Source organism: Anaerotignum propionicum (assembly GCF_024461735.1).
In the GTDB taxonomy this organism is placed as follows: Bacteria; Bacillota; Clostridia; order Lachnospirales; family Anaerotignaceae; genus Chakrabartyella.
The window spans coordinates 78,863-105,776 of the sequence record NZ_JANGAD010000004.1; the positions used below are offsets into that span (position 1 = coordinate 78,863).

Below are 26,914 nucleotides of genomic sequence, written 5' to 3' on the forward strand. Positions count from 1 at the left end.
CTTTTCAATTACCAGAAGAAAGGTTGCGGTTATTTTTTTGTTGAAACAGAAGAATGGTTCGTAAAACAACAGCAACAACGGGCCCAAGAATCAATCCCCAAAAGCCGATACAGCGATAACCAAAGTACATGGAAAACAAAGCCAGTAGTGGGTGCATTCCAATTTGGTCCCCAAGTATTTTGGGTTGCATCAATTGACGTACAACTTGAACAACGCCGTAAATAACAAGATAGCCAATTCCTAAAATGTTATTGCCCAATACAAAGTGAAGTACTGCACCAGGCCAAAGAATAAAACCGCTTCCGAAGAATGGGAGAGCATCAATGATGGCAATGGCTACACTCAACAACAAAGCATAAGGGGAATGAAGAAGATACAAGCCAATAATACAGATAAGAAAAATATAGCCCATCAGTATCAACTGTGTTTTAGCATATCCCCAAAGGGAAGCGGCTAAATCTCGCTTGGTAGCCTCTAAAGAACCTCCCAGAAGTGGTTCAACATGGGTTTTAAATGCCCTGCGAATACCCGCTTTATCCTTTGTGAGGAAAAAAGCAGAAAATAGGGCAATGAAAAACCCCAGCAAAATCTTTGGGACAGCGGCAATCATTGAAACAGAGCCACTGCTTTGAACCAAGGAAAGCAAAATACCAAATATCCCATCCTGTAAATTTGCGGTTATGTTTGTAAATTCATCAGGCAAATCTACAAGAAGGTTATTTATCTCTATCCAGAATAGAGTCAAGCCTTCCTCCATTTTTTCTAAATAATAGGGTAGGTCATTCAGTAGGTTTTGAAGCTGTTGGTAAAGTTGATTTCCAGCAAAATATCCTAAGAACCCAAGGATAGAAACAAAAATAAGAATTCCCACAAGAGCCCCTGCCCAACGGGGGATATGATATTTCTCCAACTGATCCGCCAAAGGTATAAACATAAGGCTTAATAGCCAGCCCAAAATAAAGGGCAAAAAAATGGGAAATAAATAGCGGAAAAATAGAAAACAGACCAATATTCCCCCGCATAGGATAATGAAGTTTTGTACTGCTTGTTTATTTTTTATATAAAAATCCTCCATAGAATCCCTCCTGTTCTGGATAATTTTTGTATTATGTATATTGATTATAATACAAAATTAGGATTCAATACAGATTTTCCAGATAATTAAAGAAAATTTAACCATTGGTCGGAGTTTGAGATATAGCTTGGGGAAAAAGCTTTGATTAGTAGTCCCATTTTAGTTACTTGAAAAAGGGGATTCCAATGTAAATTTAAAATAAAATGTTATTCATTGGAAATCCCCCGTGTTACAATCAATGAATTATTAGCCCAGCTTTCTCACTTCGCCAGAGAGGTTTACCATCTCGATAGCTGCCAAGGCGGTATCATAGCCTTTGTTTCCTGCTTTTGTTCCTGCACGTTCTATGGCCTGTTCAATATTTTCTGTGGTGACAACACCGAAAAGAACAGGAGTGTCTGTTTCCATGGAAAGATGGGCAATTCCTTTGGACACTTCACTGCACACATAATCATAATGTGTGGTTGCCCCACGAATAACAGCACCCAAGCAAATAATTGCATCGTATGTACCGCTGTTTACCAGAAGCTTTGCCACGGGGGGGATTTCAAATGCCCCGGGGACACGCACCAATGAGATGTTGTCTGGGTCAACACCATGACGCAGGAGTGCATCCTCCGCACCGTCAATAAGCTTTCCAACAATAAAATCATTGAAACGAGATGCCACAATGGCTACCTTCATCTCTGTTGCTATTAAATTTCCTTGAATTAATTTCATGGTAATATTCCTCCTAAATATGTGGTATTATTTTTAATTTTTGACTGTAGCTGTAAAAATAAGTTTATGCTATATCCTTTTCAATGTTTATCTAAGATAGGGTTCCGGCAAAGGAAAGCTTGAACGTTTATTAAGTTTGGGTCAGCTTCCATTGACTTGTTACTGAGACTTTTAAAGGGCGTGGGAAAAAATATGACCCATCTTTTCTTGCTTGGTTTTTAGATATTCCAGATCATATTCTTGTGGTGCAATTTCAATGGGAACACGTTTGGTAATTTCTACACCGAATCCGCTAAGGCCGTATACCTTTTCGGGGTTATTGGTAAGTAGATGTAACTCTTTGGCACCTAAATCCTGCAAAATTTGTGCACCAATCCAATATTCCCTTAAATCAGGTGCAAAGCCAAGGGCAATGTTTGCCTCTACTGTATCTTGTCCCTGTTCCTGTAGGGCATATGCCTTTAATTTGTTGATTAAGCCAATGCCTCTGCCTTCCTGGCGCATATACAAGAGAATGCCTCTGCCTTTTTTCTCAATTTGTGCCATGGCAGCGGCAAGCTGTTGACCACAATCGCAACGGCAGGAGCCAAATACATCTCCCGTTAAGCATTCCGAATGCACTCGACAAAGGATATCCTTTCCGTTGCCGATTTCTCCTTTCACTAAGGCAACGTGATGTTCCCCAGTGATATCGTTCACATAGCCGTAGATTTTAAACTCTCCATAAGGGGTTGGCAGATTGGCCTCAGCTTCACAATGCACATGTTTTTCGTGACGGCGGCAGTAGTTTTGCAAATCATGTATGGTGATAAATTTTAGATTATGTTTCTTTGCAACCTTCCAAAGATCTGGTGTGCGCATCATGGTGCCATCCTCTGCCATAATCTCACAACAAAGACCACATTCCTGTAAGCCTGCAAGGCGCATTAAATCCACTGTGGCCTCGGTGTGCCCTTCTCTTTTTAAGACACCGCCTTTTCTGGCAATCAAGGGGAACATATGCCCAGGTCTACGGAAATTTTCAGGCTTTGCATCTTCTTCTACGCATTTTAGTGCAGTGATGGAGCGTTCTGCCGCGGAAATTCCTGTGGTGGTATCTACATGGTCGATGGAAACGGTGAAAGCAGTGGAATGATTATCTGTATTTTCCGCTACCATTTGGGGCAGTCCTAATTTATGTCCCAAATCCTCGCTCATGGGCATACAGATTAAGCCTTTACCGTATTTCGCCATAAAGTTTACATTATCTTGTGTGGCGAATTCTGCAGCGCAGATAAAATCCCCTTCGTTTTCACGGTCCGGGTCGTCAGTGACAAGAATAATTTTTCCTTGCTTTAGTTCTTCCAATGCTTCTTCAATTGTGTGATAGTTATACATTTTTTCTCCTCCTAAAATCCATTCTCTTTTAAAAATGCTAAGGTTAACGGTTTATCCTGCTGTTGAGTGCTGTTTTCAAAAAAACGCTGTATATACTTGGCGATAATATCTGTTTCTAAATTTACACTATCCCCAATTTTTTTATCCAATAAAATGGTCTGTGAATTTGTATGGGGGATAATGCCCACAGAAAACTGGGATTGTTCCACGGTAATGACTGTTAGGCTGACGCCATCAATGGCAATAGAGCCTTTTTCAATCATCTGTCGTAGGAGCGGGGTATCCGTTGTAATGAAAAGACGGATAGCATTTCCCTCTTGCTTTTTTCCAGAGATTATGCCGGTGCCGTCGATATGTCCGCTGACCATGTGCCCGCCAAACCGCCCGTTTGCAGCCATTGCTCGCTCCAGATGAACAGAGGAACCTTTTTGCAGCTTGCCAAGATTACTGCGTTTTAAGGTTTCAGGCATCACATCGGCGGTAAAAGAGGTTTTGGACACATTGGTTACAGTGAGACAAACGCCATTCACCGCAATGCTATCTCCCAATTTAGTGCCTTCTTGTATTGTTTTTGCTTGAATTACCAGTTGACCACAGTTGTTTTGTGAAGTGGTTTTTTCAATAAAGCCGATTTCTTCAATCAATCCTGTAAACATATGGCATCTCCTTCTTCTAAAATAAGTTTTGTTCCAAGCTATGAAAGGTTAAGTACTTTCTACGCAAAAGTGTAACGTTTTAGCCATCTTGTAAATAATTGAAAGGATTTTCTCCATTTTCCATATTTTTGAGTTTCAAAGGGGAAGCGGGTTACAAAATTCATCTTTACTCCTTTGGGTTGACTCTATTACATACTCCAGTAAAATATCTCCTTCCAGAACCTCACTTTGCAAAAGCTTTAGGCTAAAGGCATCCTCCGGCAGGGATATGCCTTTTCCTCCCACTGGGGATTTTGCTTCCTTTCCGCCAAAAATTTTCGGGGAAAAATATATGTATAGTTTTTGAGCTAGGTGACTTTCTAAAAAAGAAAAATGAATACTTCCTCCACCTTCAACCAAAACGCTGTCAACGCCATTTTGACCTAGCTTTTCTAATAGATTGGTCAGAGATACTTTATTGTTTTCATCAGGCAACTGCCATAAGGTAAGACCAAGGCTCTCTAAAATACCTTTCTTTTCCATGGTATCATTGGCGTAAGCAATAATGGTTTTGTATTTTTTTGCTGTTTTACAAATTTGGCTTTCCAAAGGTATACGCAGGCGGCTATCGCAAATAATACGAATAGGCTGTACTCCATGTTCCAGTCTGCAATTTAGCAATGGATCATCCTGCAAAACCGTTTCAATACCAACCATGATACTGCTGTACTGATGACGAAGCTCGTGGGCGTGATTTCGAGAGACTTCATTGCTAATCCAGCGGGAAGCACCAGTTTTGGTAGCGATTTTGCCGTCGGCAGTCATGGCATACTTGAGGGCCACAAAGGGCATTTTTGTTGTGATGTAGTGAAAAAATACTTGATTTATTTCGTCACATTCCTTTTGTAAAAAATGAGAGGTTACAGTGATGCCATGTTCTCGCAGTTTTTTTATACCATTGCCCATGACTAAAGGATTGGGGTCTAAGGAACCAATGACCACATGCTGAATGCCTGCGTCAATAATGGCATCCGTGCAAGGGGGTGTACGCCCTTGATGACAACAAGGTTCCAGCGTAACATAAATGGTTGCCCCTTTTGGGCTTTCCTTACAATCGGCCAGAGCCATACGTTCCGCATGGAGCTCCCCGGCTTTATGGTGGTAGCCCTCGCCAATAATTTTATTGTTTTTTACAATAACTGCTCCTACCAATGGGTTTGGACTGGTATAACCCAGTGCTTTTTTTGCCAAAGTAATAGCACGTTTCATATATGTTTCATTTACCATAGGGATTACGTCCTTTCCTTCAGGGGAAAGGCGGGAAAGAGTTCCCAAAGAAATGGATAGAGAAAGAGACCTCTTGATAAGAGGGGAAAAGCGATTTTTTTGCATGTAAAAATACACGCAAAAATGAAATCGCAAATTCACAATAAAAAGCCCTGTATGTGCCAAAAAGCTCATACAGGGCATATCAAACATTTTATAACAGCAAAAAACCTTCATAATTCCATGAAAAGAATTTATGGTATGCCAAAAAAGGCACACAGATATTGCTGTGAAAGGGGCAATTGAAAAGAATATAAATCACCACTTTTATGTTTGCTCTTCTTCCATCCAGACTATACTGTCGGTTTTGGAATTTCACCAAATCCTGCTTTCGCTCGCGGACTTTACCGCCGATCGGGAGTTTCACCCTGCCCTGAAGAGGTATTATGTTTTTACGACACCATTATACACCACTGACTTTAAAATGCAAGAGGAAATTTTGAGAAAAACTCTTGTCTAAATTATAAGGAAGAAAGGATAAAAATGAGCCATTAAATTTTTTTTATTAGCGTTTTTCATAGAGGAGTTACCAGTTTTTTTGTATAAGATGGCAGTTGTAACTTTGTCGAAAATATTGTACAATAAGAAAGACAATGTATACAGTATTATTATTCATGAGGGTGTATTTTGAAAGACATTAGATTAAGAGCGAGAGCAAAAATCAACTTAACATTGGATGTAACAGGCAAGCGTGATGACGGCTACCATCTGATTGAAAGCATTATGCAGACGGTTAGCTTATACGACGGAATTTACATGAAGCGAATCCAAAAAAATGAAATTATTCTCAAAAGCAACCTCTCTTGGCTGCCTACGGATAACCGCAATTTGGCGTACCGTGCGGCGGAGCTGATGAAGGCAAAGTTTGGTATCAAGGAAGGCGTTTTTATCGAAATTGATAAGCGCATTCCTGTGGCGGCAGGCTTAGCTGGGGGAAGCGCGGATTGTGCGGCTGTATTGGTTGGAATGAATCGCTTGTTTGATTTAGGGCTTTCCATGAAAGAATTGGAAAGCTTGGCTTTTCTTTTGGGGTCAGACATCCCATACTGCGTTCAAAGGGGAACAGTAGTATCTGAGGGTGTTGGAGAAATCTTGACACCGGTGAAATGCCCATGCCCCATGTGTTATGTTGTACTGGCAAAGCTTCCTGTCAGTGTTTCTACGGCGACGGTATACCGTGGATTGGACTGGCAGAGTGTCCAGAATCATCCCGATACAAAAGGGATGATACAAGCTATGGCTGAGGCGGATATTACAAAAATGGGACAGCTTCTGGGAAATGTTCTGGAAACTGTGACAATACCCATGCATCCGCAAATTGCTCAGTTGAAGGAGGAATTGGTTCAGCTAGGTGCAGAAGGTGCCTTGATGAGCGGGAGCGGTCCTACGGTTTTTGGGCTGTTTAAGGAAGAAGAGATTGCAAAAAAGGCGGCATCGACAATCCGGAAAAAATTCGGTTTGAAGGAAGTTGTAGCCACCAAGATTTACCATGGTAATAGTGGTAAGAGAGGAGAAATAAGAAATGGAAGAAACAAAATTTAATATCAATACCAATGAGTACCTGCCACTTAGGGACGTGGTTTTTCATACCCTGAGAGAGGCAATTTTAGTTGGAAAATTGGTTCCCGGCGAAAGACTGATGGAGAATCAGCTGGCTGATAAGCTTGGTGTTAGCAGAACCCCTGTCAGAGAAGCTCTGCGTATGCTGGCTTTGGAAAATCTGGTGGAGCTTGTGCCCAGAAAAGGAGCACAAGTGCTGGATATGAGCGAAAAGGATATTGTGAATATTCTTGAGGTCAGAGGTGCCCTGGAAAGTCTTGCCACAAGTATTGCCTGCGTTAAGATGAAAAAGGAAGATCTTCAGCAATTAAAGAAGTTGGAGAGCGAGTTTGAGCGTGCTATAGAAGAAAGTGATTTGGAACGAATCATTCAATTAGATGAGGATTTCCATGACTTAATTTTAAAGTCCACAGAAAATGACAAATTAGCTCAGATTTATCAGAACCTTCGCATTCAGCTTTATCGCTATCGTATGGCACATTTGAAGGCAGATAGTACCATCCCTGCTGTTGTTGCCCACCATAGAGGGATTTTGCGTGCAATTGAAAATCATGATGCTGAAGAAGGGGCAACGGTTGCCCATGGACATATCAAATATCACACGGAATTTATTTTGCGATCCATTCGCAATAAATAATCAAGAAAGCTTGGGTTTGGGTGTCGGTTATTCCGACACCCTTTCACATTCATATTCTATAAACTTAGCATTTTGTAGAAACTTACTGTTATGTCTAAATAAGCAGTTGCCCTGTTAGCATTGCTTACCTTTGTTTTGTAATAATCATTCTGTTCAACATTTAGGCCATAGGGAACCCTATGGTTTTTTATTGCCTTTATTTTAGTTATACTTTTCAAAGAAGAGATAATTTATTGTTTCAGCACAGTTTTTCGGTAATGCTGTCTTTTACTTGCAATCCGCTGTTGAATAAATTACAATAACATTAGTTTTAGTCGAATGAGGCAAAGGAAAGTGGGTGGTATTCAGGTGACCGATGAGAAGGAAAATTTTCCCCGCAGAGATGAGCGGGTGATATACGGAGTAAAAAAGAGAAAAGCATCGAAGCAAAATAACGAAACACGGGCAAGAAGGCCGCAAAAGACCCAAAGTGGGCAAAAGAGAAAGCCGAAAAGCCGTGTTTCATTGCCCAAAAAGCAAATGCTATTGGGGATAGCTGTACTGATTTTCGTGACAATTTTGTTCCTTTTTGTGCGAAAAGATGGTACTGAAGTTTTCGTTGGATCAGAAAGTGTCGGTGTATTGGAGGGGCGTGGTGTGAGCGCTGAAACCATTACCAGTACAATTGAAACCCAGCTTGCCGGAATTGTAGGTGCCCAGGTAAAATTAAACGAAGAAATAAAGGCCGTAGGCATTCATATTGGAAGCAGTCGTAAAAAGGATGTTTGTACATTGGAACATTTGATACCGAAAATTCGAAATATGGTTACATATAAAGTGAATGCGGCTATTATTATGATTGATGGAGGAAAAGGTGTTGTTTTGGCTAATGAGGAGCAGGCAAACAACGTTTTAAAGGCCATAAAGGAGCCTTACCTTCCTGCTGAAGGGGTTGAAGCAAAGACGGAGTGGCTGGAAACGGTTACCATTGCCACAGACTATGTGGATTCTGATGAGGTCCTTTCAGAAAAGGATGCCTTAGCATCCCTGCAATCCACCACAATGGTTACAGGGACTTATACCGTAGTATCCAATGACGCATTATATAAGATTGCACAAAAATATGAATGTTCTTTGGAAGATTTGTTGAAATTAAATCCAGGGATGACCGTACAAACAGGCATCCATGTGGGTCAGGTGCTTAATGTTCCCATCAGTAAGCCCAAGATTTCTGTAAAAACAATAGAAACCCAAGTTTTGACCACAGTGGAACCCAAAACTTATGAATATCAAACGGACAACACCCAACCCAAGAGCTATCAAAAAGTGAAGCAACAGGGCCGTGCCGGACAGAAAAAGAGCACAATTCAAATTACGAGGATAAACGGTTTTGTTCAGGAGGAAAAAGAAATTTCCAAAGAAATTATCACTCAGCCTGTTCCCGAAATCATCGTAAGAGGAACCTTATAATATACTGCAAAGAGGGCATACTTTCCAAGTCAGGAGGTATGCCTTTCACAGAAAGAAGGAGGAATTTAAATGGGAATTAAATTCACAGTGCAAGGGGAAGCAGTACAAAAAACGGAGATTTTTGCCCTTTCGGCAGAGGTTCGTCGTTGTCATGAGGCACTCCATAATAAAACCGGCAGAGGTAATGATTTTGTTGGTTGGGTTGATTTACCAGAACATTACAATAAAGAAGAATTCGCTAGAATTAAAAAGGCGGCTACAAAAATCAGAGAGGATAGTAGTGTGCTGATTGTGATTGGCATTGGCGGCTCTTATCTGGGGACAAGAACTGCCTTGGACTTTATCAAAAGTCCATATTATAACCAACTGAAAAAGGACACACCAGAAATTTACTTTGCAGGGAATAATATCAGCTCTGCTTATTTAAACGATATTTTGCAAATTTTAGGGGATAGGGATTTTTCAATCAATGTGATTTCAAAATCAGGAACCACAACGGAGCCTGCAATTGCCTTTCGAATTTTCAAACAGCTTTTGGAGAAAAAGTACGGAAACGAGGGAGCAGCCAAGCGCATTTATGCCACTACGGATGAGAAAAAAGGGGCATTAAAGGAAATGTGCAATGAACAAGGGTATGAAACCTTTGTAATCCCAGATGATATTGGGGGCAGATTTACGGTTTTAACGGCAGTAGGGTTGCTGGCAATGGCGGTTGCCGGTGTGGATATTGATGCAGTGATGGATGGCGCGAAGGCAGCAATGGAGGCCTACGGAAATCCTAACATTCAAGAAAACGAATGCTATCAATATGCGGCTATGCGTCATTTATTTTATAAAAAAGGAAAAAACATTGAGATATTAGCAAATTATGACCCCCATATGACTTCCTTCGGAGAATGGTATAAACAACTTTTCGGTGAAAGCGAGGGAAAGGAAGGTAAAGGGATTTTCCCTGTTTCTGCGAATTTTTCTACGGATTTACACTCCTTTGGTCAGTTTATTCAAGAAGGTGGAAGGTATTTCTTTGAAACAGTTTTGTGGAGCAAGGAGCCGAAAACACCAGCAATCATTCCTTATGACGAAGCAGATGGGGATGGATTGAACTTCTTAGCGGGGAAAGAAATGCAATTTGTGAATCAGAAGGCCTTTCGTGGAACCATGCTTGCCCATATGGATGGTGGGGTACCCAATATGGTGGTTGAAATAGACCGTATGGATGAATGGCATTTTGGTGCACTGATATATTTCTTTGAAAAGGCCGTTGGCATCAGCGGGTATCTTTTGGAAGTAAACCCATTTGACCAACCCGGTGTTGAGGCTTATAAGAAAAATATGTTTGCTTTGCTTGGCAAGCCGGGATATGAAGAGTTGAAGGCTGTGTTAGAGAATAGGCTTGCTGATTAATTTATAAAATACAGACTGAAACCAACTTTCGTTTCAAAAGAGTGCATTGTGTCTGCACTCTTTTTTATTTGGCCATTAGAAATTTCATTCGATGATAAGGTAGGCTAAGGGAATGATATGCCTTTGTTAAATAAAGCTGTTCTATTGCTTGAAACGGTTATAAAAGGCTCTTTTCTGAAAACATAGCAGAAAAAAGTTACAATAGAGGAACTTTTTTTCAAAAATCCTAGTCACAGAAATGTATGGCTTTCCTTTCCTTGTGTTTCTTTGATACTTCACGTATAATGGTAGGGAAAATAAGGAAGGTGAGATACGATGCGTGTGACGGTATTGATGGATAATAATACAAATATCGACGTTTACTATTTAGGGGAACCAGGTGTTTCCTATTGGATTGAGGCAGAGGGAAAAACCTTTTTGTTCGATGTTGGCTATTCTTCCGCATTTCTAAAAAATGCTATGGATATGTCAATTGATGTGACTAAGGCAGATGGAATTCTTCTTTCCCATGGCCATAACGACCACACTGGAGGTTTGGTTCCACTATCTGCCATTTGTGAAAAAAGCAAACCACCGCTTATTTGCCATCCATCAGCGCTGAAACCACGTTCGGTTGATGGGCTGTCTATTGGGAGTCCAATGAATAGAGAAACGGTTCAAGAGCATTTTTCTCTTTTCGAGACGAAAGAGCCCTATTGGCTGACGGAGCATCTTGTTTTTTTAGGGGAGATTCCCAGACAGGTTTCCTTTGAAGAGCCATATCCCATTGGGGTACTGGAGGAAGATGAGGGTAGTCAAAAGGATATGATTTTAGATGACTCAGCATTGGCATATCGTACCCAAGAGGGAATCTATATTATCACAGGTTGTTCCCATGGAGGAATTTGTAATATTATTGAATATGCAAAAAAGATAACGGGAAAAGAGAAAGTGCTTGGGCTTTTAGGCGGGTTTCATCTGTTTGAAACAAATGAGCGAACAACGGAAACCATTTCCTATCTAGCAAAAGAACAGATTAAAGACCTATATCCTTGCCATTGCACTTCTTTTCAGGTAAAAGCGGCGCTACATCAGCACAGCCCTGTGAAAGAGGTTGGTGTTGGATTGGTTCTAAATTGGGAATAGGGGGTGATATACAGTGCTTACAAAGGAAGAACTTTTAAAACATTTAGAAAAAGAAAAGCAGGCAATCTATCAAAGAGGTGATGCATTTTTTCAATGTGCTGAATTAGGTTTTCGTGAGGTGGAAACTGCAAGGATGATAACGGATTTATTGGTGGAATGGGGTATACCTTATAAAAAAGAGATTGCGTTAACAGGCGTAATTGCCACCATTGGTAAGGGAAATGGCTATCATATTGCCTTTGTAGCCGATATCGATGCCCTGCCCCGAAAAGACGGAAATGGCAACATTCATTCCTGTGGTCATAGCATACAGACAACCTTGGGATTATCCCTTTTAAAGGTACTGCATGATTCAGGGATACTGGAAAATACCGATACCAAGGTTAGCTTTTTCTTTACACCGGCAGAGGAATATATCGATTTTGAATATAGAGATGGGCTGATTGCCGCTGGAAAACTGGAATTTCGATCGGGAAAGCAGAATATGATTGCCTTAGGCTGTTTTGATGGGGTTGATTGTGTGCTTTCCGCCCATGCCAATGGAGATGAAGGAATGAAATTTGATGTAGCCTCTACCTTGGCTGGTTTTATGGCAAAAAAGGCAATTTTTATGGGACGTGCGGCCCATTCGGGAGCGGCACCTCACTTAGGAAGGAACACCTTACATGGCGCAACTTTAGCCATGAATGCCATTTCTTTTTTAAAGGATCAGTTTGCTTTGGAAAAGGGATTGAGACTGAATCCGGTTTTGACGGTAGGTGGTGGTAGTGTGAATACCATTCCTGATGAAACGGTATTGGAAACTTATGTAAGAGCCAATGACAATGAAACACTGTTTGAGGCTTGCAAACGGTTTGATGGATGTGTGGAGCACTGTGCCAAGGCTTTGGATTTGGAGTATAAGATTTTAAACACAGTGGGTTATTTACCACTGACCCAATCCAAGGGGTTAAACAACGTGGTGAGGGAAAATATGCTTCTCCATTGTTCTTTGGAAGAAATTGTGGAAGGCCCTATTTCTGGGGCTTCAGGGGATGTGGGGGACTTGGGGTTCCTGATTCCTACCATACAATTTGGGTTTTCGGGTGTAAAGGGCAGATTTCATGATGATAGCTTTCAAATATCCGATTATGAAAATTGTTATATTACCTCAGGGAAGGTAATGCTGGGGACAATTTATGATTTGATTACGAACCCCAATTGCCGCGTGCAACAGAATGCAAAAGAATATGTTGTGAAAAAAATGGAATATTTTGGCTGGTTGCACCAAAATTACCAATAAAAAACAGATTTTTTTAGTAAGATTAATATTTTTGAAAAGATTTTTCAATTTTTCTATGATATAGTAAATTTGGTAACTATAGTATAAGTAACTTTTGCTTGTACGTTTTTAAGGAATATAAGTTGAATGGGGGCATTTACTTATGAAAAGATTTTTAGCGGTTACATTGGCCGCAATGTTTACTTTTGGAAATATGGGCGTAACAGCCTTTGCCGCTGACTTTGCGGATATAAACAAAGTACCTTGGTCTGGGGCGGCGCAATTTATAAATCAGGCACAGTCATTGGGGTTAATGAATGGTTATACCGAAAATGGCAAAAAGTATGCCAAGCCAAAAAACAACGTGACCTTGTGTGAATCTGTGCAGATGATTTACTCCATTATGAAGGTATACACCAAGCAGGATGTTTCATCTGACACTGTTACAAAATGGACTACGGTAATGAGTGCATATAATATTCCCACATGGGCTTACAGCGCTACAGCTTATGTACTGGAGAATAAAATCATTGAAAACAGTGACTTGCCAAAATTGAAAAACGGAACACAGAATGCCACCAGAGAAGAGGTAGGCTTGATGTTTGGTAAGGCGCTGGCCACAATTTATACTGCCAACAACAGCGCAACACTGTCCTATAAAGACAGTAGCAAAATTTCAAGTGCCGCTGTACCTTATTTGGCACTATTAAACAGTAAAAACCTTATGGTTGGGGATCCAAATAATAAGTTCAATCCCAGCGCAAAAATTAACCGCTCCGAAATGGCTGTGTTATCCGTTAAGACTTATAATTTCTTAAATGATTCTAAGTCACAAACACCAACCACACCTACTACACCAACTACGCCTATATCACCCACCTCAGGCACTGTAAGCGGAACTGTTGTAAACAGCATGGTGCTGACCAATGGTGATATTTTCTTAAGTGTGGCAACGGATAATGGTTCAGGGGTGAATCTTTTTGGAAAGAAGTCTTCCGTAAAGGTAACTTTTGAAAATGAAACTGTAGCGCTGAAAGATATTGGTAACGGGGATACTGTTACGGTTACATTTGCAAATACAGATATTAGTACGGTAGTCATCAATAAATCCAAGGCGGGAATCATTTCTACAAAGGTATTTCCTTTGAAGAAATTAACCAGCAGTAAAATTACTGTGAAGGATGGAAGCAACGAAACCTCTTTCCGTTTGTCAGATAGTGTTAGTGTAACAATTGGTGGAAGCAAATCCTCCGTTTCTAAATTAATCAGTGAAATGGAAGATTATGATTATACTGTAACCCTGACCTTTGATAAGTTAAATGAGGTTTCTAAAATTGAAGCTATGACCAGCAAGAACAACCCACTGGCTGGTAAATTGACCTTTATGAGCAATTCAAGGCTAAAGATTGAGGTGGGAAGTAAAGACTATGAATATCCTCTTTCCGATGCGGATGTAACAGTCAAATATGATGGAAAGACTGTACGTTTCTCTACATTACTAGATGAATATAAAAGCAATAATTATAATGTGACACTGAAGTTGGATAACAAGGGTTATGTTACAACGATTACCATAGACTTCATGGAAGATGAAACCCATGGAACATTATCGTTTATTAACAGCCGTCGCCTTGATTTAAAGGCTGCAGGTAAAACCTATAGCTACTATCTTGATCCGGATGTAGACGTTGAAATAGACGGAAAGAGCAGTAAACTGTCCACATTAACTGAAAAATATGATAGTGCTCCTTATTCTGTAGCTTTAACCTTAGACAGATATGACTCGGTTACGAAAATTTCTGCAACATCTAAGAATTCAGGTTTGTCAAAGGGGACATTAAAAGAGATAACCTCATCTACAATTAAAATTACTGTAGATGGTAAGAGCTACCAATATGATTTAAAGGATCCTTCCATAAAAATTGACAATAAATCGGTAAGCCTATCCTCTTTGAGAAGCAGTTATAAGGACTATACCTATACTGTGGAGTTGACCTTTAACAGCAAAGGTGAGGTTACTGATATTGTGGGTAAAAATACTGGGGCTACAAAGGGAACTTTAAGATATGTGGAAACAAAAAGGGATCAGATTGCCATTACTGCCGGCGACGTAAATTATACCTATGATTTGGATTCGGATGTAAAGATTACGTTAAATGGCAGTACCACAACAGCTTCTAAATTGGATAGCGAAAACGAAACTGCAAAGAACTACAAAGAGAAAATTACTGTTACCTTGACATTGAACAGCAAGGATAAGGTGACAAAAGTTGTGGCGACTTCAGAGGATGAGAGCTCTAGTGATACCAAAAAGGGAACATTGAGTAGCCTAGATGATTGGTACATTAAAGTAAAAATTGATTCTAAAACCAAAGAATATAATTTTACTTCGGGTGCCATAACGGTAACATTGGATGGAAGCAGCAGCAGTGTGAGCAAGCTTATCTCGGCGTTGGATAAGTTGGACAGGGATGAGAGTATTACCGTGACCCTCTATTTCAATTCCAAGGATGAAGTTACAAAAGTTGTTGCAAAGATTGTGAATGACGATGATACTGAAGACAAACCAGAAAAGGGAGAGTTGTACAGTGTTTCATCCTCAGATGATAAAATTAAGATTAAAGATAAATCAGGAAAAAAATATACATGGAATGTAGACTCTGATGTTACCATCTCTTATAACTTGGGCAGAAGATATGATGAGGACAATTACAAGAAGTCACTAAAAGGTTTAAATAGTCTTCTAAATGACTGCGAAGACAAGGGTGATACTTGTTATGTTACCTTAAAAGTCAACAGCAAAGATAAGGTAACAAAGATAACTGCAGAAAATCAATAAATCGTAGTGGAAACACATCGTTTATCAAATGGATTTAAACAGAAAAGGACTTGTTGTTCAATGCAGCAAGTCCTTTTTTATGTGTGAAGTTAATGCAAAGTAGTTTTCTTAAGCCAAGAATAAGTAAGATTATAAAAGAATTTGCCGAAAAAATTTAGGCAATGCCTCCAGCAAATGACAAAAAAAGCAGTCATATTTTCCTACAATAAGGAATATGGAGGGAAGACGCATGGAAAAAACAGAAATCATCTTAGAACAAGTAGGACAAGGTTCTGGGGTACCCCCTGAGGTGCCATTTTATGGGGAGAAAACGCCAAAGCTGATTTGTGGCAAGGATATTTTGAAGTTTGCGCTCTTATGTGGAATGGGTGTTTGCTGGGGAAAGGCAGAAATGCTGCAATTTTTACGTCCCATGGGCATAGCATATATTTCTTTGTTTTTTGGTGAAGGGATTCTATTCTGGGGCGCATTGATATCTGTGGCGGCAGGCTGTGTTGTAGATATGCCTTTAAAGGCAGGGGCTGCATTGGCGGCGGCATGTGCAATTCAGTTGACCCTAGGAAGATTTACAGAACGGGAAGAAATGTTGAAAAAAGCCATTCTTGGTGCTTTTGCCATGGCGCTGGCTGGAGTTTTTTATGCATTCAGCAAGGGGGGACTGACCTTTTATTTTGTCATTGCCGGTGTTGAAAGTGCTCTGGTCATTGGCATTTCTTTATTGGCACAAAAAGGAGCCGTGTTTTTATGGGAGAAAAGGCGGGTTCCGGTACCTAGTCGAGAAGAGACCTTGGGGATGGTATTACTCTTAGGGGGTGCTTTAGCCGGACTTTCCGGCATGGAGGTACCGTATCTGCGACAAGGTCTGTTACCATTCTTTATTGCATTTTTTCTAGCTGCATGTGCATGGCGCGATGGAATGGGAGGTGGAGCGGCTGCGGGGACACTGTTTGGTTTTTTGCTTTATCTTTGTGGGGGCATAGATTTATTGCTTTTTACGGTTCTTGGTGTCAGCGGGCTGATTGCAGGGTGCCTAAAGGATATTGGCAGGCTTCCCTTAGTGCTGGCGCTGATTTTATCGCCACTGCTGTTTTTATTTTATACGGATGCTTCATTAATCGTGCCTTTATGGGCAGGAGGATGGGCATTAGGCGCCACTATATTTTTACTTACGCCAAAGAGCTGTCTTGTTTGGATATCAGGTAGCTTACGTGAGCAGGAGGGGAGCAAAGATAAATACATCAGAAAGAAAGAACTGCTGGAAGAGAGACTTCTTGGTTTCTCCCAGGCCTTTGCGGCTTTGTCAAAGACTTTTGTAAAACAGGAGGAGGTACAGGATAAAAAAGATGTTTCCAAATTGGTGGATTCCATTGCGGAAAAGGCTTGCCAAGGGTGTGGGATGGCACATTATTGCTGGAATGAAGAACTGTATCGAACATATAGCATGACATTTTCTGCTTTATCCTATTGTGAGGAGCGGGGACATATTTCAACAGCACAGCTTCCAGAATATTTTTGCCAGATGTGTGCAAGAAAAGAAGCTTTTGTAGATGCAGTAAACCATTCCTATGAGGGTTACCGACGGGATCGCCTTTGGTTGGGCCGCTTAGCAGAGTGCAGGGAGCTGGTCAGCCAGCAAATGACAGCGGTAAGCGATATTTTAATGGGACTTTCCGGGCAGTTAGAGGTTGGTTGTGTTTTTTTGGAGCAAGCAGGGCAATTATTAAAGGAGGAATGCGCAAAGGAGGGCATTCGCCTAAAGGATGTTCGGGTTGTGGAGGAAAAGAGTCGATATGGCAGACAGGTTCAACTTTCTTTTCGTGGATGCGGCTGTAGAGGTGTGTGCAAAAGTAAGCTATTACCTTTGGTTAAGCGTACCATGAACCGACCCATGGTTTTAAAAGATCCAAATACCTGTCATTGCCAAAAGGACGGTATTTGTACCCTTACCTTTGTGGAAGTACCTTCTTACAGTTTAACAACGGCTACCGCCTTCTCTTCAGCCGAGGAGGATCAGCCCATTGGTGATAGCACGGCATTTTTGGAAACAGATAAGGGAATTGCCATGATGGCACTGTCTGACGGCATGGGACAAGGCAAAGGAGCCGCCGAGGAAAGTCGTACTGCCATTGAGCTTTTGGAACAATTTACAGAAGCGGGATTTGAACGAGATTTGGCGGTGAAAATGATTAATTCCGCCCTGCTGTTACGAAAGGGTGCAGAAACATATGCCACTCTGGACATTTGTGCGGTGGACTTATTTGATGGGCGAGCAGAATTTATAAAGCTTGGTGCAGTCTCTTCTTACATAAGCCGTGGGGGACGAATTTTAACGGTCACCTCTCATACCTTGCCGGCAGGAATCTTACAACAGGTTCAGATTGTAAAAAATGAGATGCTGCTAAAGGATGGGGATATGGTGTTTTTGTTAAGTGATGGCATCACGGAAGCCTTGGGTGGGGAAAATCTTACAGGGGGATGGCTGAAGGATAAATTGGAAAGCGTGGCGCTTTCAAACCCGCAGGATGCGGCAGATTATATTCTCAAAGAGGCCCAAAAGGAAATTAAGGATGTACCTAAGGATGATATGACGGTTGTGGCAGGACGTTTTTGGAAAAAAAGGAAAACTGCATAAAAAATGGAGTATAGATAAAAAGAAGAAATGGGAGAAAATAAGTAAATAGTAATTAGCATCAAAGAGGATGCAGGACCTTCCTTCGCATAAAAAGCTTGGAAGGTCCTTTTTTTATTGATGATTGCAGTAGAAGATGGGCAATCTATAGTGTAGATATTGCCTTTCCATAAAATTTCGTGTAAAGTGAATACATATTTGATTTTGATACAAGAATTACAACATAATTTTTTATATGATGCTCGATGATAAGGCAATAAGCTAGCTACTGTTTGGGAATTGGGAGCGTTGCATATGCAAAATAAGGTTTGGCAGACCATTGAAAAATTTAATATGTGCCGGCAGGGTACCCATATTGTGGTTGGTGTTTCTGGTGGTGCGGATTCTGTGGCATTACTTCACCTATTAAATCGGTTTTCCGTTGAGGAAGGATGGAGCTTAACAGCTGTCCATGTGCATCATGGTTTGCGGGGAGAAGAGGCTGATGGTGACAGAGACTTTGTGCAGAAAATTTGCCATGAATGGGGGATTTCTTGCAAAGTTTATTATTTTGATGTGGCAAAAGAAGCCAAAGCCAGAGGATTGGGAACAGAGGAGACTGGAAGATTGTTGCGGTATGAGGCTTTTGAGCGGGAAAGACAGGGGGGCTTGATTGCTGTTGCACACAACAAAAATGACCAAGGTGAAACCATATTGATGCGCCTTTGCCGTGGTGCTGGTGTTTCGGGATTAACAGGCATACGTCCTGTAAGAGATTTTATTATTCGTCCCCTATTATTTTGCTCAAGAATGGAAATAGAAAGATACTGCCAAGAAGAGGGACTCTCTTATTGTGAAGATAGCACCAATCGAGAAAATATTTATACCAGAAATCGCATTAGAAATCAGGTTTTGCCTCTCCTTGAGGAAATCTATCCAAAGGCCACAGAGCATATTGCCCAAACGGCTGAAATTATGGCAGAAGAAGAAGAATTTCTAGTAGAACAAGCTAGCGCATTATTTAATAAGGCTTTGAAGAAAAAAGATAGAAATGAAATTGTTTTGGATGCTGAATGCTTAAAGGGCATGCATCGGGTTATGGCCAAAAGGGTATTTGCAATGGCTTTTGAAGGGCTAGGAAGAAAAAAAGATATAGGCTCTGTTCATTATGAAATGTTGGTAGATTTTTTGGGTCAGGAAAGTGGAAAAAGCTTACATTTACCCAATCATATCTTGGCTGAATTAAGCTATGGTTCATTTATTCTGAGAGAAGAACATGAAATCAGTAAGCCTTTTTCTTATCTTTTACCTTTAAATGAGGAAATTTTTGTGCCCGAAGCAAAGCTTTTTGTAGGAATTTATCTTTGTACGGAAAAAAGAACAGAAAAAAGCGAAGATAGCTGTACGAAAGTATTTGATTATGATAAAATAGGCTGTGCACTTTTTTGTCGAACCAGACAAAATGGAGATCGCCTTGCCATTAAAAACGGACGAAAAAAGCTGAAGGATTTTTTGATTGATGAAAAAATTCCAAGGGGAGAGCGGGATAGCCTGCCCCTTATTGCCACGGAAAAAGATGTTCTTTGGTTGGTAAATCAGCGGGTTTCTGCGGCATATCAGCCGGATGAAAATACAAAAAAATTTTTAACAGTTCAGATACGGAGGTTCATTGAAGAATGAAAGAAAGAGTAGAGGTAATGATCAGCGCTGATGCAATCAGCAAAAGATTGGAAGAAATGGCAGAGCAGATTTATGAAGATTTTGGTGGAGAACAGGTTGAGCTGGTTTGTGTTTTAAAGGGTGCAGTAATGACCTTAACAGAGCTTTCGAAAAGATTGAAAATGCCCGTTACAATGAGCTTTATGGATGTTTCCAGTTATGGAAATGGCACAGAAAGCACTGGGAAAATTAAAATTTTGCGGGATTTAGATGAAGATATTTCAGGAAAGAATGTCCTTTTAATTGAAGATATTATTGACAGCGGAAGAACCCTAAGCCATTTGAGAGATCTTTTATTGAAAAGAGAACCAAAAGCTTTCAAAATTTGTACGTTGTTAGATAAACCTGACAGACGCGTTGCTGATGTACCTGTTGATTATGTGGGATTTACCATTCCTGATGCTTTTGTGGTAGGTTATGGTTTAGATTATGCACAAAGATACCGTAATTTGAATTATGTAGGCGTATTAAACTTTGACGAAGAATAGAATGAAAGAGGAGGAGGAGTTCTAGTAAGGAATTCTTCTTCTTTTTTGTAGGAAAAGGCAGTGTTTTTGATTAATCTTTTCTAATCCTTCGTTGCCTTTTCTGTAAAAATGTGATAAAATTATAAACTGATACGGATTAATTAGGTAAAAATTTATGAATGAATTTTGAATCAACAGGAGGGAATCGATTGAATAAATACTGGAAGGCCATTGGGCTGTATGCGATGATTTTTGTTCTGATTTTGGCTGTACTGGCCTTCAATAGCGAGGCAATCACCGCTCCCCAGAAGGAGCAAAAGGCGTATAATTATAGCAACCTTTATACTGAACTGGAAAAAGACAATATTAAAGAGCTTGAAATTACCAGAAGTAAAGAGGTTGGAGATTTTGGATCGGTAGAAGCAACGTTGAGTGATGGCAGTGTAATTAACATAAATCTGCCCAGCGTTTCTACATTCCAAAAGCTCGTGGATGAAAAAATCGCCGACGGTAGTAAAATTGAAGTTACAACGAAGGATGTGCAAAAGGAAAGCTTGCTTTCCACAATACTTCCTTCTCTGATTATGATGATTGTCATGGTTCTTTTCTTTATCCTGCTGTTTAATAAGCTTCAGGGTGGCGGAGGAAAGATGGCATCCTTCGGTAAGAGCAAGGCAAAGATGAGCGTTGAAGGGGAAAACAAAATTACCTTTGAAAACGTGGCGGGATGTGATGAGGAAAAAGCGGAATTGGAAGAGCTTGTACAATTTCTTCGTACACCACAGAAATTTACAAATTTGGGTGCCAGAATTCCCAAGGGTGTGCTTTTGGTAGGCCCTCCGGGAACTGGTAAAACATTACTTGCAAAGGCTGTTGCCGGCGAGGCTGGCGTTCCTTTCTTTAGCATTTCCGGTTCTGATTTCGTTGAAATGTTTGTTGGTGTAGGTGCGTCTCGTGTCAGAGATTTGTTTGATCAGGCAAAGAAGCATGCACCAAGCATTGTTTTTATTGATGAAATTGATGCCGTAGGCCGCCGCAGAGGTGCTGGTCTTGGTGGTGGGCATGATGAAAGGGAACAGACTCTGAATCAGTTGCTGGTTGAGATGGACGGTTTCGGTATTAACGATAGCGTTATTATTATAGCGGCAACCAACCGTGCAGATATTTTAGACCCTGCTCTTTTGCGTCCAGGTCGTTTTGACAGACAGGTTTATGTAGGCAGACCGGATGTAAAGGGAAGAGAAGCCATTTTGCGTGTACATTCCAAGGGCAAGATATTGGCTCCTGAGGTAGATTTGAAGGTGGTTGCCCAGACAACAGCCGGCTTTACCGGTGCAGATTTGGCAAACCTTTTAAATGAGGCTGCATTATTGACTGCAAGAGTGAATAAAACGGAAATTGATATGGAAGAAATCCAAAGGGCGTTGATTAAAATTGGCGTTGGAACGGAGAAAAAGACCAGAGTTATTTCCGATAAAGAAAAATATATCACTGCGTACCATGAAAGCGGTCATGCAATTTTGTTTGAAGTTTTAAGCGAGCTGGATCCTGTGCATAGCATTTCCATTATTCCTACAGGAATGGCGGGAGGGTATACCATGCCTTTGCCCGGCGAGGACAAAATGTATTATACAAAGCTGTTTATGGAGCAGGAGATTATCAGCTTATTGGGTGGTCGTGCTGCCGAGTTTATTGTAATTAAGGATATTACTACAGGTGCTTCTAATGACATCGAACGGGCAACTGCAATGGCAAGAAATATGGTTACCAAATATGGCATGAGCGATATTTTGGGTCCCATTCAGTTTGGTGGCGAAGAGGGCAATGAGGTATTTATCGGTAGAGACTGGGGACATCAGCGCAATTACAGCGAGGCTATAGCCACAACCATTGATAAAGAAGTAAATCGTATTGTGACCCATGCTTATGAAGAGGCAATACGTATTTTGAGAGAAAATATTGAAGTTTTACATGCTTCCTCCAAGCTTCTTGTGGAAAAAGAAAAGGTAACAGGGGAAGAATTCCGCAAATTGTTTGATCAGGACGTGCGTAACGAGGTTTTAGGTATCACAAACGATTTGACAATGAGTTTTACTGAGTTTTAAAAACATAAGAAAAAGTGGAGAGGAGTAAGTGTAATGGAGTTTAACAATATTGTACCCGGCATTACCTTTGAGAGAGAATACTTTGTAGAGGAGGCAGATACAGCCACTGTATTTGGAAACGACAACGTTCCCGTTTTTGCTTCCCCCAGGTTGTTATCTTGGATTGAAGGCACCTCTATTGGCGCAGTAAAGCCTTTCTTACCCGAAGGTTGGGAAACAGTTGGTACTTCTTTTGATTTTAAACATATGGCCGCAACTCCCGTTGGGATGAAGGTTCGGGTAGTTGTTGAGGTAACAGAGGTAAACGGTAAGCTTTTAACCTTCCAGATTAAGGCTTATGATGAAGTTGATAAAATTTGTGAAGGAACCCATGGCCGTGCAATTATTGATTTGAAAAAGTTTATGAGCCGTGTAAATAGTAAGGCAAAAGGGTAAAATTAACTTAGAGCGTAGGCAAACCTTGGGTGTTACCCAACTTCCTTGATTTTCAGCTTTGCGTATTAAATTGCTGATTTGCGAGTGTGGGCAGGTTCCTCAAGATTTTCACTTATCTTTAAGCTAGCATAGGGCAAATAGATACGTTTTGGGGACCAAAAGGTCTTGAAACGCCCTATTTTCCTTGAATGAGCAGAGCCTATTCTGAAATAGGTTTTTCCACAGTCTAAGAGCGTCTCACAGGCGCTCTTTTTTTAGCGGAGGCTATGATTATGTATCGAATTTTAGAATTTTTACGTCAAGAAAAAGGGTTTATTTCCGGTGAAGAAATCGGAAAGAGATTGGATATTAGTCGGGCGGCAGTCTGGAAAGGCATTAAAAAGCTAAGGGAAGAGGGCTATGTCATTGAGGCGGTTACCAATAAGGGATATCGTTTAATTTTACATGATACCATGTATAATGAAAAAGAGATTGCCCAAGGGCTGGCTACAAAAAAACTGGGTTATCCTATATACTTTTTTAAGGAAACAGATACTACCAATGGTCGTCTGCGTGATATTGCTGCAGGGGGTGAATCCGAAGGAGCCATTGCCGTTGCGGAACAAATGACTGCAGGACGGGGTAGACGGGGACGGCCTTGGGAAGCACCGGCGGGTTCCGGCATCTGGATGAGCATATTATTACGACCGAATATTTTTCCTTCCCAAGCATCGGTCTTAACGCTTTTGGCAGGACTGGCCGTTTGTCAGAGCATAGAGGAGGAAACAGGCCTTACTCCTTCCATAAAATGGCCCAATGATATTATGCTCAATGGAAAAAAGCTGGTTGGCATTTTGACTGAAATGGAGTGTGAGATGCAACAGACCCATTTTGTTATAGTAGGTATTGGAATTAATGTTAATACTACAGAATTTCCAGAAGGACTCTCGGATGTAGCCACGTCTCTTTATTTGGAAAGTGGACGAACCTTTTCCAGAAAGAATATTTTACAGCGAGTTTTGCTAAACTTTGAAAAGCTGTATCAAGAGCTTTTGGATTCCCATTGCAGTTTTGCCCCTTTCCTTGATCGGTACAAAGAAAAATGCTCTACCATTCATCAGGAAGTTAAGGTTTTGGGGAAAGAAACCTTTTTTGCCCAAGCAGTGGATATTACTCCAGAAGGAGAATTGGTTGTAATTAGAAAGGATAACGGAAAAAAAGAGGTGGTTTTTTCCGGAGAAGTATCGATTAGAGGAGGAAAGACCAGTGAATGATTTGGTTTTGGCGGCGGCAAGCTATGAAAAGCAGAAATATTATTTGGAACCAAAATTTCAGGCACTTCCTGAGGCAATTCAGGAGGATGTGCGTATCATTTGTGTCACAACGGCACAAAAGCTTGGCTGTACCTTTTTAATGGGTTTTCATCAGGACGGTGAAATTTACTTTGAAACGGTAAAACAAGAAGATGATTTTAACTTCGATGAGATTGGTGCAGAGTTGGAAATAAAAGAAATTATTCGTACTCAAAAAGAGCTGATAAGTGCATTAAAGGTATGGTTTACTGTGTTTTTTACAGAAGACGGGGAACAATTAAAGGATACCCTTTTAAACCAGTAAAAAATGACAAAACATTGTACAAAAATTAACGAAAATCACAAAAATATATTGTAATTCTCTCATTAACTGATATAATGGTGCATGGTAACCTTTCTGGGAAAAGCCATTAAAGATGTCATGGTAAAAAGCCAGATATACTTGAATGCTTGGAGAGTCTGCCAAATGAAAACCTAGTAATCTTATATCTTCCGCAATGCGGGGCATAAGAGTGAGAATGAAAGGAGCAATTACAATGAGTGAACAAGCAGTGGCAGTAAGAAGCGGAGGAAGACTTTCAGTACAGGACTTAACCACCACAGGGATGATGATCGGCATTATTTTGCTGATGTCCTTTACCCCTTTGGGTTATCTGCGAACAGCAGGACTGGAGGTTTCTTTGATAACCATTCCCGTTGCCATAGGTGCAATGATTATCGGCCCCAGAGCTGGGTTGCTGTTAGGCACAGTTTTTGGGTTAACCAGCTTTTATCAATGCTTTGGGATGAGTCCTTTTGGCGCGGCTCTTTTGGGAATCAATCCTTTTTTGACATTTCTTGTTTGTGTGCCTACAAGAGCCATTATGGGATGGCTTACAGGTATGTTATTTATTGCAGTTGAAAAGCTGGATCGTTCCAAAACAATATGCTTTTTTTTAGGCGGTATCATTGCCGCATTATTAAATACAGTATTGTTTATGGGGGCATTGATGCTGTTTTTCTGGAATACAGAATATATTCAGTCTATTAATGCCGGCGTCGGCAATTTGAGCATTTTTGCGTTTGTACTTACTTTTGTTGGTGTAAATGGTTTATTGGAAATGCCGGCAACCTGCATTGTGGGTGGCGTGGTCTCTAAAACACTGAGAAAAGTATTATATAAAAAGATTCGTTCAAACTAAGGGAAATCACAAGGGTACGGGTTATCCCGTACCCTTTTAGGCTTTGGTTTTGAGGAGAGGGCAAAATGATATTAGTAATTGATGTGAGCAATACCAATACAATTATGGGTGTTTTTGATGGAGAAGCCCTTGTGGCCAATTGGAGATTATCCACGTTAAGCACTCGAACTTCTGATGAAACAGGAATACTCATCCGCTCTTTATTTCAGCATTCCGGAATTTCCGTAATAGAAATAGAAGCAGTGGTTGTTTCTTCTGTTGTTCCAAACGTAATGTATTCCCTGACAAACGGTATACGCAAATATTTAAAGCGAGAAGCCATGATTGTTCGTTCGGGGATGAAAACGGGAATTAACCTGCGGATGGAAAATCCGAAAGAAATGGGTACAGATCGTATTGTGAATTTGGTTGCGGCCTACGAGAGATATGGCGGCCCAGCCATTGTAATAGATTACAGTACGGCTACAACCTACGATGTGGTGAATGAAAACGGCGAATTTGTAACGGGTATTACAGCACCGGGGCTTCAGGTTTGCGCCGAGGCCTTATACCAAAGGGCAGCAAACTTGCCTAAGTTTGAAATAGTCGCCCCCGATAGTATCATTACCAAAACAACGATTGAGAGTATGCAAGCAGGCCTTGTGATTAGTCATATTGGAGAAACCATCTATATGATTGAATGTATCCGCGAGGAGTTGGGATTCCCCGATTTAAAGGTGATTGCCACAGGTGGTCTTGCAAGAATCATTGATGAAAAGGAAGAGATATTTGATGTTTATGACCCTGTTCTTGCTCTGCATGGGTTACGGCTCATTTACGAAAAGAACAAGAATAGGCGACAGGGGGAAAGTAAATGCTTTTAGTAATTGATGTTGGGAATACGAATTATGTTTTGGGTGTATATCATGGTGAAAAGCTGGTGAAATGCTGGCGTATGGCTACAGGCAGTAATAAAACCGCTGATGAGACAGGAATTTTCTTGTATAATCTTTTTGAAGCATCAGGTTTTGACGTGAGTCGCATTGAAGCTGTGATTATTTCCTCTGTAGTGCCAGATATTATGTATTCTCTGACCCAGGGAATTCGGAAATATTTTAATATTGAGCCTATGATTGTTTCTGCCGGTATGAAAACGGGTATTGTCATTAAGCGGGACAACCCTAAAGCAGTAGGAGCAGACCGTATTGTAAATTTGGTTGCGGCTAATGAGATTTACGGCGGCCCTGCAGTAGTCATTGATTATGGTACTGCCAATACCTTTGATGTAATTAATGAAAAATCAGAATTTATTACCGGTTTAATTACACCAGGCATTTCTATCTGTGCAGAGGCACTATATCAAAGGGCGGCACAGCTTCCAAAAATAGAAATCAAAAAGCCAAAATCCATTATTGTGAAGAATACTGTGGGAAGTATTCAGGCGGGATTGGTCATTGGGCACATTGGTCAAACAAAATATATCATTCAACAATTAAGAGAGCAGCTAGGCATTCCGGATATGAAAGTAGTTGCAACGGGGGGCTTGGCTAGAGTGATTGACCCCAATAAGGAAATATTTGATATTCTTGACCCCGTTTTGACGTTAAAGGGATTGAAAATTCTATATCAAAAGAATAAATAATGATTGGCTACACTATTCACAGGGTTGAGAATCCTATTTTAAAAAGGATCACTGGGAAGAGAAGCTAGGATATTTTTT

At 40.6% G+C, this 26,914-nt stretch carries 22 protein-coding genes and 1 riboswitch; of the genes, 17 read left to right on the plus strand and 5 right to left on the minus strand.

Features of this window, described 5'->3' with window-relative positions; all coding sequences use genetic code 11:
- Nucleotides 1-4: 4 nt before the first annotated feature.
- From ytvI to ribD, 5 genes are all read right to left on the minus strand, one after another.
- On the minus strand, nucleotides 5-1,075 hold the full coding sequence (gene ytvI, locus NE558_RS06935; protein ID WP_256149242.1) for a sporulation integral membrane protein YtvI: 1,071 nt from the start codon (nucleotides 1,073-1,075) through the stop codon (nucleotides 5-7).
- Nucleotides 1,076-1,321: 246 nt separating this feature from the next.
- On the minus strand, nucleotides 1,322-1,795 hold the full coding sequence (gene ribE, locus NE558_RS06940) for a 6,7-dimethyl-8-ribityllumazine synthase (protein WP_256149243.1): 474 nt from the start codon (nucleotides 1,793-1,795) through the stop codon (nucleotides 1,322-1,324).
- 171 nt (nucleotides 1,796-1,966) lie between these two features.
- Nucleotides 1,967-3,172 carry a bifunctional 3,4-dihydroxy-2-butanone-4-phosphate synthase/GTP cyclohydrolase II gene (locus NE558_RS06945; protein WP_256149244.1) on the minus strand — a complete coding sequence of 402 codons (1,206 nt, stop codon included), beginning with the start codon at nucleotides 3,170-3,172 and terminating at the stop codon, nucleotides 1,967-1,969.
- A gap of 11 nt (nucleotides 3,173-3,183) precedes the next feature.
- A complete protein-coding gene (gene ribE / locus NE558_RS06950; RefSeq protein ID WP_256149245.1) occupies nucleotides 3,184-3,828 on the minus strand; it encodes a riboflavin synthase in 645 nt (214 codons plus the stop codon).
- Nucleotides 3,829-3,963: 135 nt separating this feature from the next.
- Complete coding sequence (gene ribD, locus NE558_RS06955; protein ID WP_256149246.1) at nucleotides 3,964-5,094, minus strand: bifunctional diaminohydroxyphosphoribosylaminopyrimidine deaminase/5-amino-6-(5-phosphoribosylamino)uracil reductase RibD; 1,131 nt, start codon at nucleotides 5,092-5,094, stop codon at nucleotides 3,964-3,966.
- A 311-nt stretch (nucleotides 5,095-5,405) separates the two neighbouring features.
- A riboswitch (FMN riboswitch) is annotated at nucleotides 5,406-5,518 on the minus strand.
- Between the two features lie 242 nt (nucleotides 5,519-5,760).
- Here ribD and ispE point away from each other — a divergent pair.
- From ispE to NE558_RS07040, 17 genes are all read left to right on the plus strand, one after another.
- Nucleotides 5,761-6,675, plus strand: a complete 915-nt coding sequence (ispE, locus tag NE558_RS06960; protein WP_256149247.1) for a 4-(cytidine 5'-diphospho)-2-C-methyl-D-erythritol kinase — start codon at nucleotides 5,761-5,763, stop codon at nucleotides 6,673-6,675.
- Nucleotides 6,656-7,330 carry a GntR family transcriptional regulator gene (locus tag NE558_RS06965; protein WP_256149248.1) on the plus strand — a complete coding sequence of 225 codons (675 nt, stop codon included), beginning with the start codon at nucleotides 6,656-6,658 and terminating at the stop codon, nucleotides 7,328-7,330. The genes ispE and NE558_RS06965 overlap by 20 nt, the downstream gene beginning before the upstream one ends.
- Nucleotides 7,331-7,663: 333 nt before the next feature.
- Nucleotides 7,664-8,779, plus strand: coding sequence for a G5 domain-containing protein (locus NE558_RS14580; protein ID WP_256149249.1), 1,116 nt, complete (start codon nucleotides 7,664-7,666; stop codon nucleotides 8,777-8,779).
- A gap of 69 nt (nucleotides 8,780-8,848) precedes the next feature.
- On the plus strand, nucleotides 8,849-10,183 hold the full coding sequence (locus tag NE558_RS06975; RefSeq protein ID WP_256149250.1) for a glucose-6-phosphate isomerase: 1,335 nt from the start codon (nucleotides 8,849-8,851) through the stop codon (nucleotides 10,181-10,183).
- Between the two features lie 315 nt (nucleotides 10,184-10,498).
- The gene (locus tag NE558_RS06980) at nucleotides 10,499-11,308 is read left to right on the plus strand and encodes an MBL fold metallo-hydrolase (RefSeq protein ID WP_256149251.1); all 810 of its coding nucleotides are present in this window, start codon (nucleotides 10,499-10,501) and stop codon (nucleotides 11,306-11,308) included.
- A 13-nt stretch (nucleotides 11,309-11,321) separates the two neighbouring features.
- Complete coding sequence (locus tag NE558_RS06985) at nucleotides 11,322-12,590, plus strand: amidohydrolase (protein WP_256149252.1); 1,269 nt, start codon at nucleotides 11,322-11,324, stop codon at nucleotides 12,588-12,590.
- Nucleotides 12,591-12,732: 142 nt separating this feature from the next.
- Nucleotides 12,733-15,408, plus strand: a complete 2,676-nt coding sequence (locus NE558_RS06990; protein ID WP_256149253.1) for an S-layer homology domain-containing protein — start codon at nucleotides 12,733-12,735, stop codon at nucleotides 15,406-15,408.
- 229 nt (nucleotides 15,409-15,637) lie between these two features.
- Nucleotides 15,638-18,040: a stage II sporulation protein E gene (gene spoIIE, locus NE558_RS06995; RefSeq protein WP_256149254.1), complete on the plus strand. Its 2,403-nt coding sequence runs from the start codon at nucleotides 15,638-15,640 to the stop codon at nucleotides 18,038-18,040.
- Between the two features lie 291 nt (nucleotides 18,041-18,331).
- Nucleotides 18,332-19,696, plus strand: a complete 1,365-nt coding sequence (gene tilS / locus NE558_RS07000; protein ID WP_256149255.1) for a tRNA lysidine(34) synthetase TilS — start codon at nucleotides 18,332-18,334, stop codon at nucleotides 19,694-19,696.
- Nucleotides 19,693-20,223 carry a hypoxanthine phosphoribosyltransferase gene (gene hpt, locus NE558_RS07005; protein WP_256149256.1) on the plus strand — a complete coding sequence of 177 codons (531 nt, stop codon included), beginning with the start codon at nucleotides 19,693-19,695 and terminating at the stop codon, nucleotides 20,221-20,223. Before tilS ends, hpt begins: the two co-directional genes overlap by 4 nt.
- Nucleotides 20,224-20,411: 188 nt before the next feature.
- Nucleotides 20,412-22,307, plus strand: a complete 1,896-nt coding sequence (gene ftsH, locus NE558_RS07010; RefSeq protein WP_312059407.1) for an ATP-dependent zinc metalloprotease FtsH — start codon at nucleotides 20,412-20,414, stop codon at nucleotides 22,305-22,307.
- A 33-nt stretch (nucleotides 22,308-22,340) separates the two neighbouring features.
- Nucleotides 22,341-22,742: a thioesterase family protein gene (locus tag NE558_RS07015; RefSeq protein ID WP_256149258.1), complete on the plus strand. Its 402-nt coding sequence runs from the start codon at nucleotides 22,341-22,343 to the stop codon at nucleotides 22,740-22,742.
- 272 nt (nucleotides 22,743-23,014) lie between these two features.
- Nucleotides 23,015-23,995, plus strand: a complete 981-nt coding sequence (locus NE558_RS07020; RefSeq protein WP_256149259.1) for a biotin--[acetyl-CoA-carboxylase] ligase — start codon at nucleotides 23,015-23,017, stop codon at nucleotides 23,993-23,995.
- Nucleotides 23,988-24,338 (plus strand): DUF6145 family protein, encoded by a 351-nt coding sequence (locus NE558_RS07025; protein WP_256149260.1) that lies wholly within the window; start codon nucleotides 23,988-23,990, stop codon nucleotides 24,336-24,338. Before NE558_RS07020 ends, NE558_RS07025 begins: the two co-directional genes overlap by 8 nt.
- 232 nt (nucleotides 24,339-24,570) lie before the next feature.
- Nucleotides 24,571-25,215 carry an ECF transporter S component gene (locus tag NE558_RS07030; RefSeq protein ID WP_256149261.1) on the plus strand — a complete coding sequence of 215 codons (645 nt, stop codon included), beginning with the start codon at nucleotides 24,571-24,573 and terminating at the stop codon, nucleotides 25,213-25,215.
- Nucleotides 25,216-25,280: 65 nt separating this feature from the next.
- Entirely contained in the window at nucleotides 25,281-26,078 is a 798-nt protein-coding gene (locus NE558_RS07035; RefSeq protein ID WP_256149262.1) for a type III pantothenate kinase, read from the plus strand.
- Nucleotides 26,069-26,836 carry a type III pantothenate kinase gene (locus tag NE558_RS07040; protein WP_256149263.1) on the plus strand — a complete coding sequence of 256 codons (768 nt, stop codon included), beginning with the start codon at nucleotides 26,069-26,071 and terminating at the stop codon, nucleotides 26,834-26,836. Before NE558_RS07035 ends, NE558_RS07040 begins: the two co-directional genes overlap by 10 nt.
- The last annotated feature ends 78 nt before the right edge of the window (nucleotides 26,837-26,914 follow it).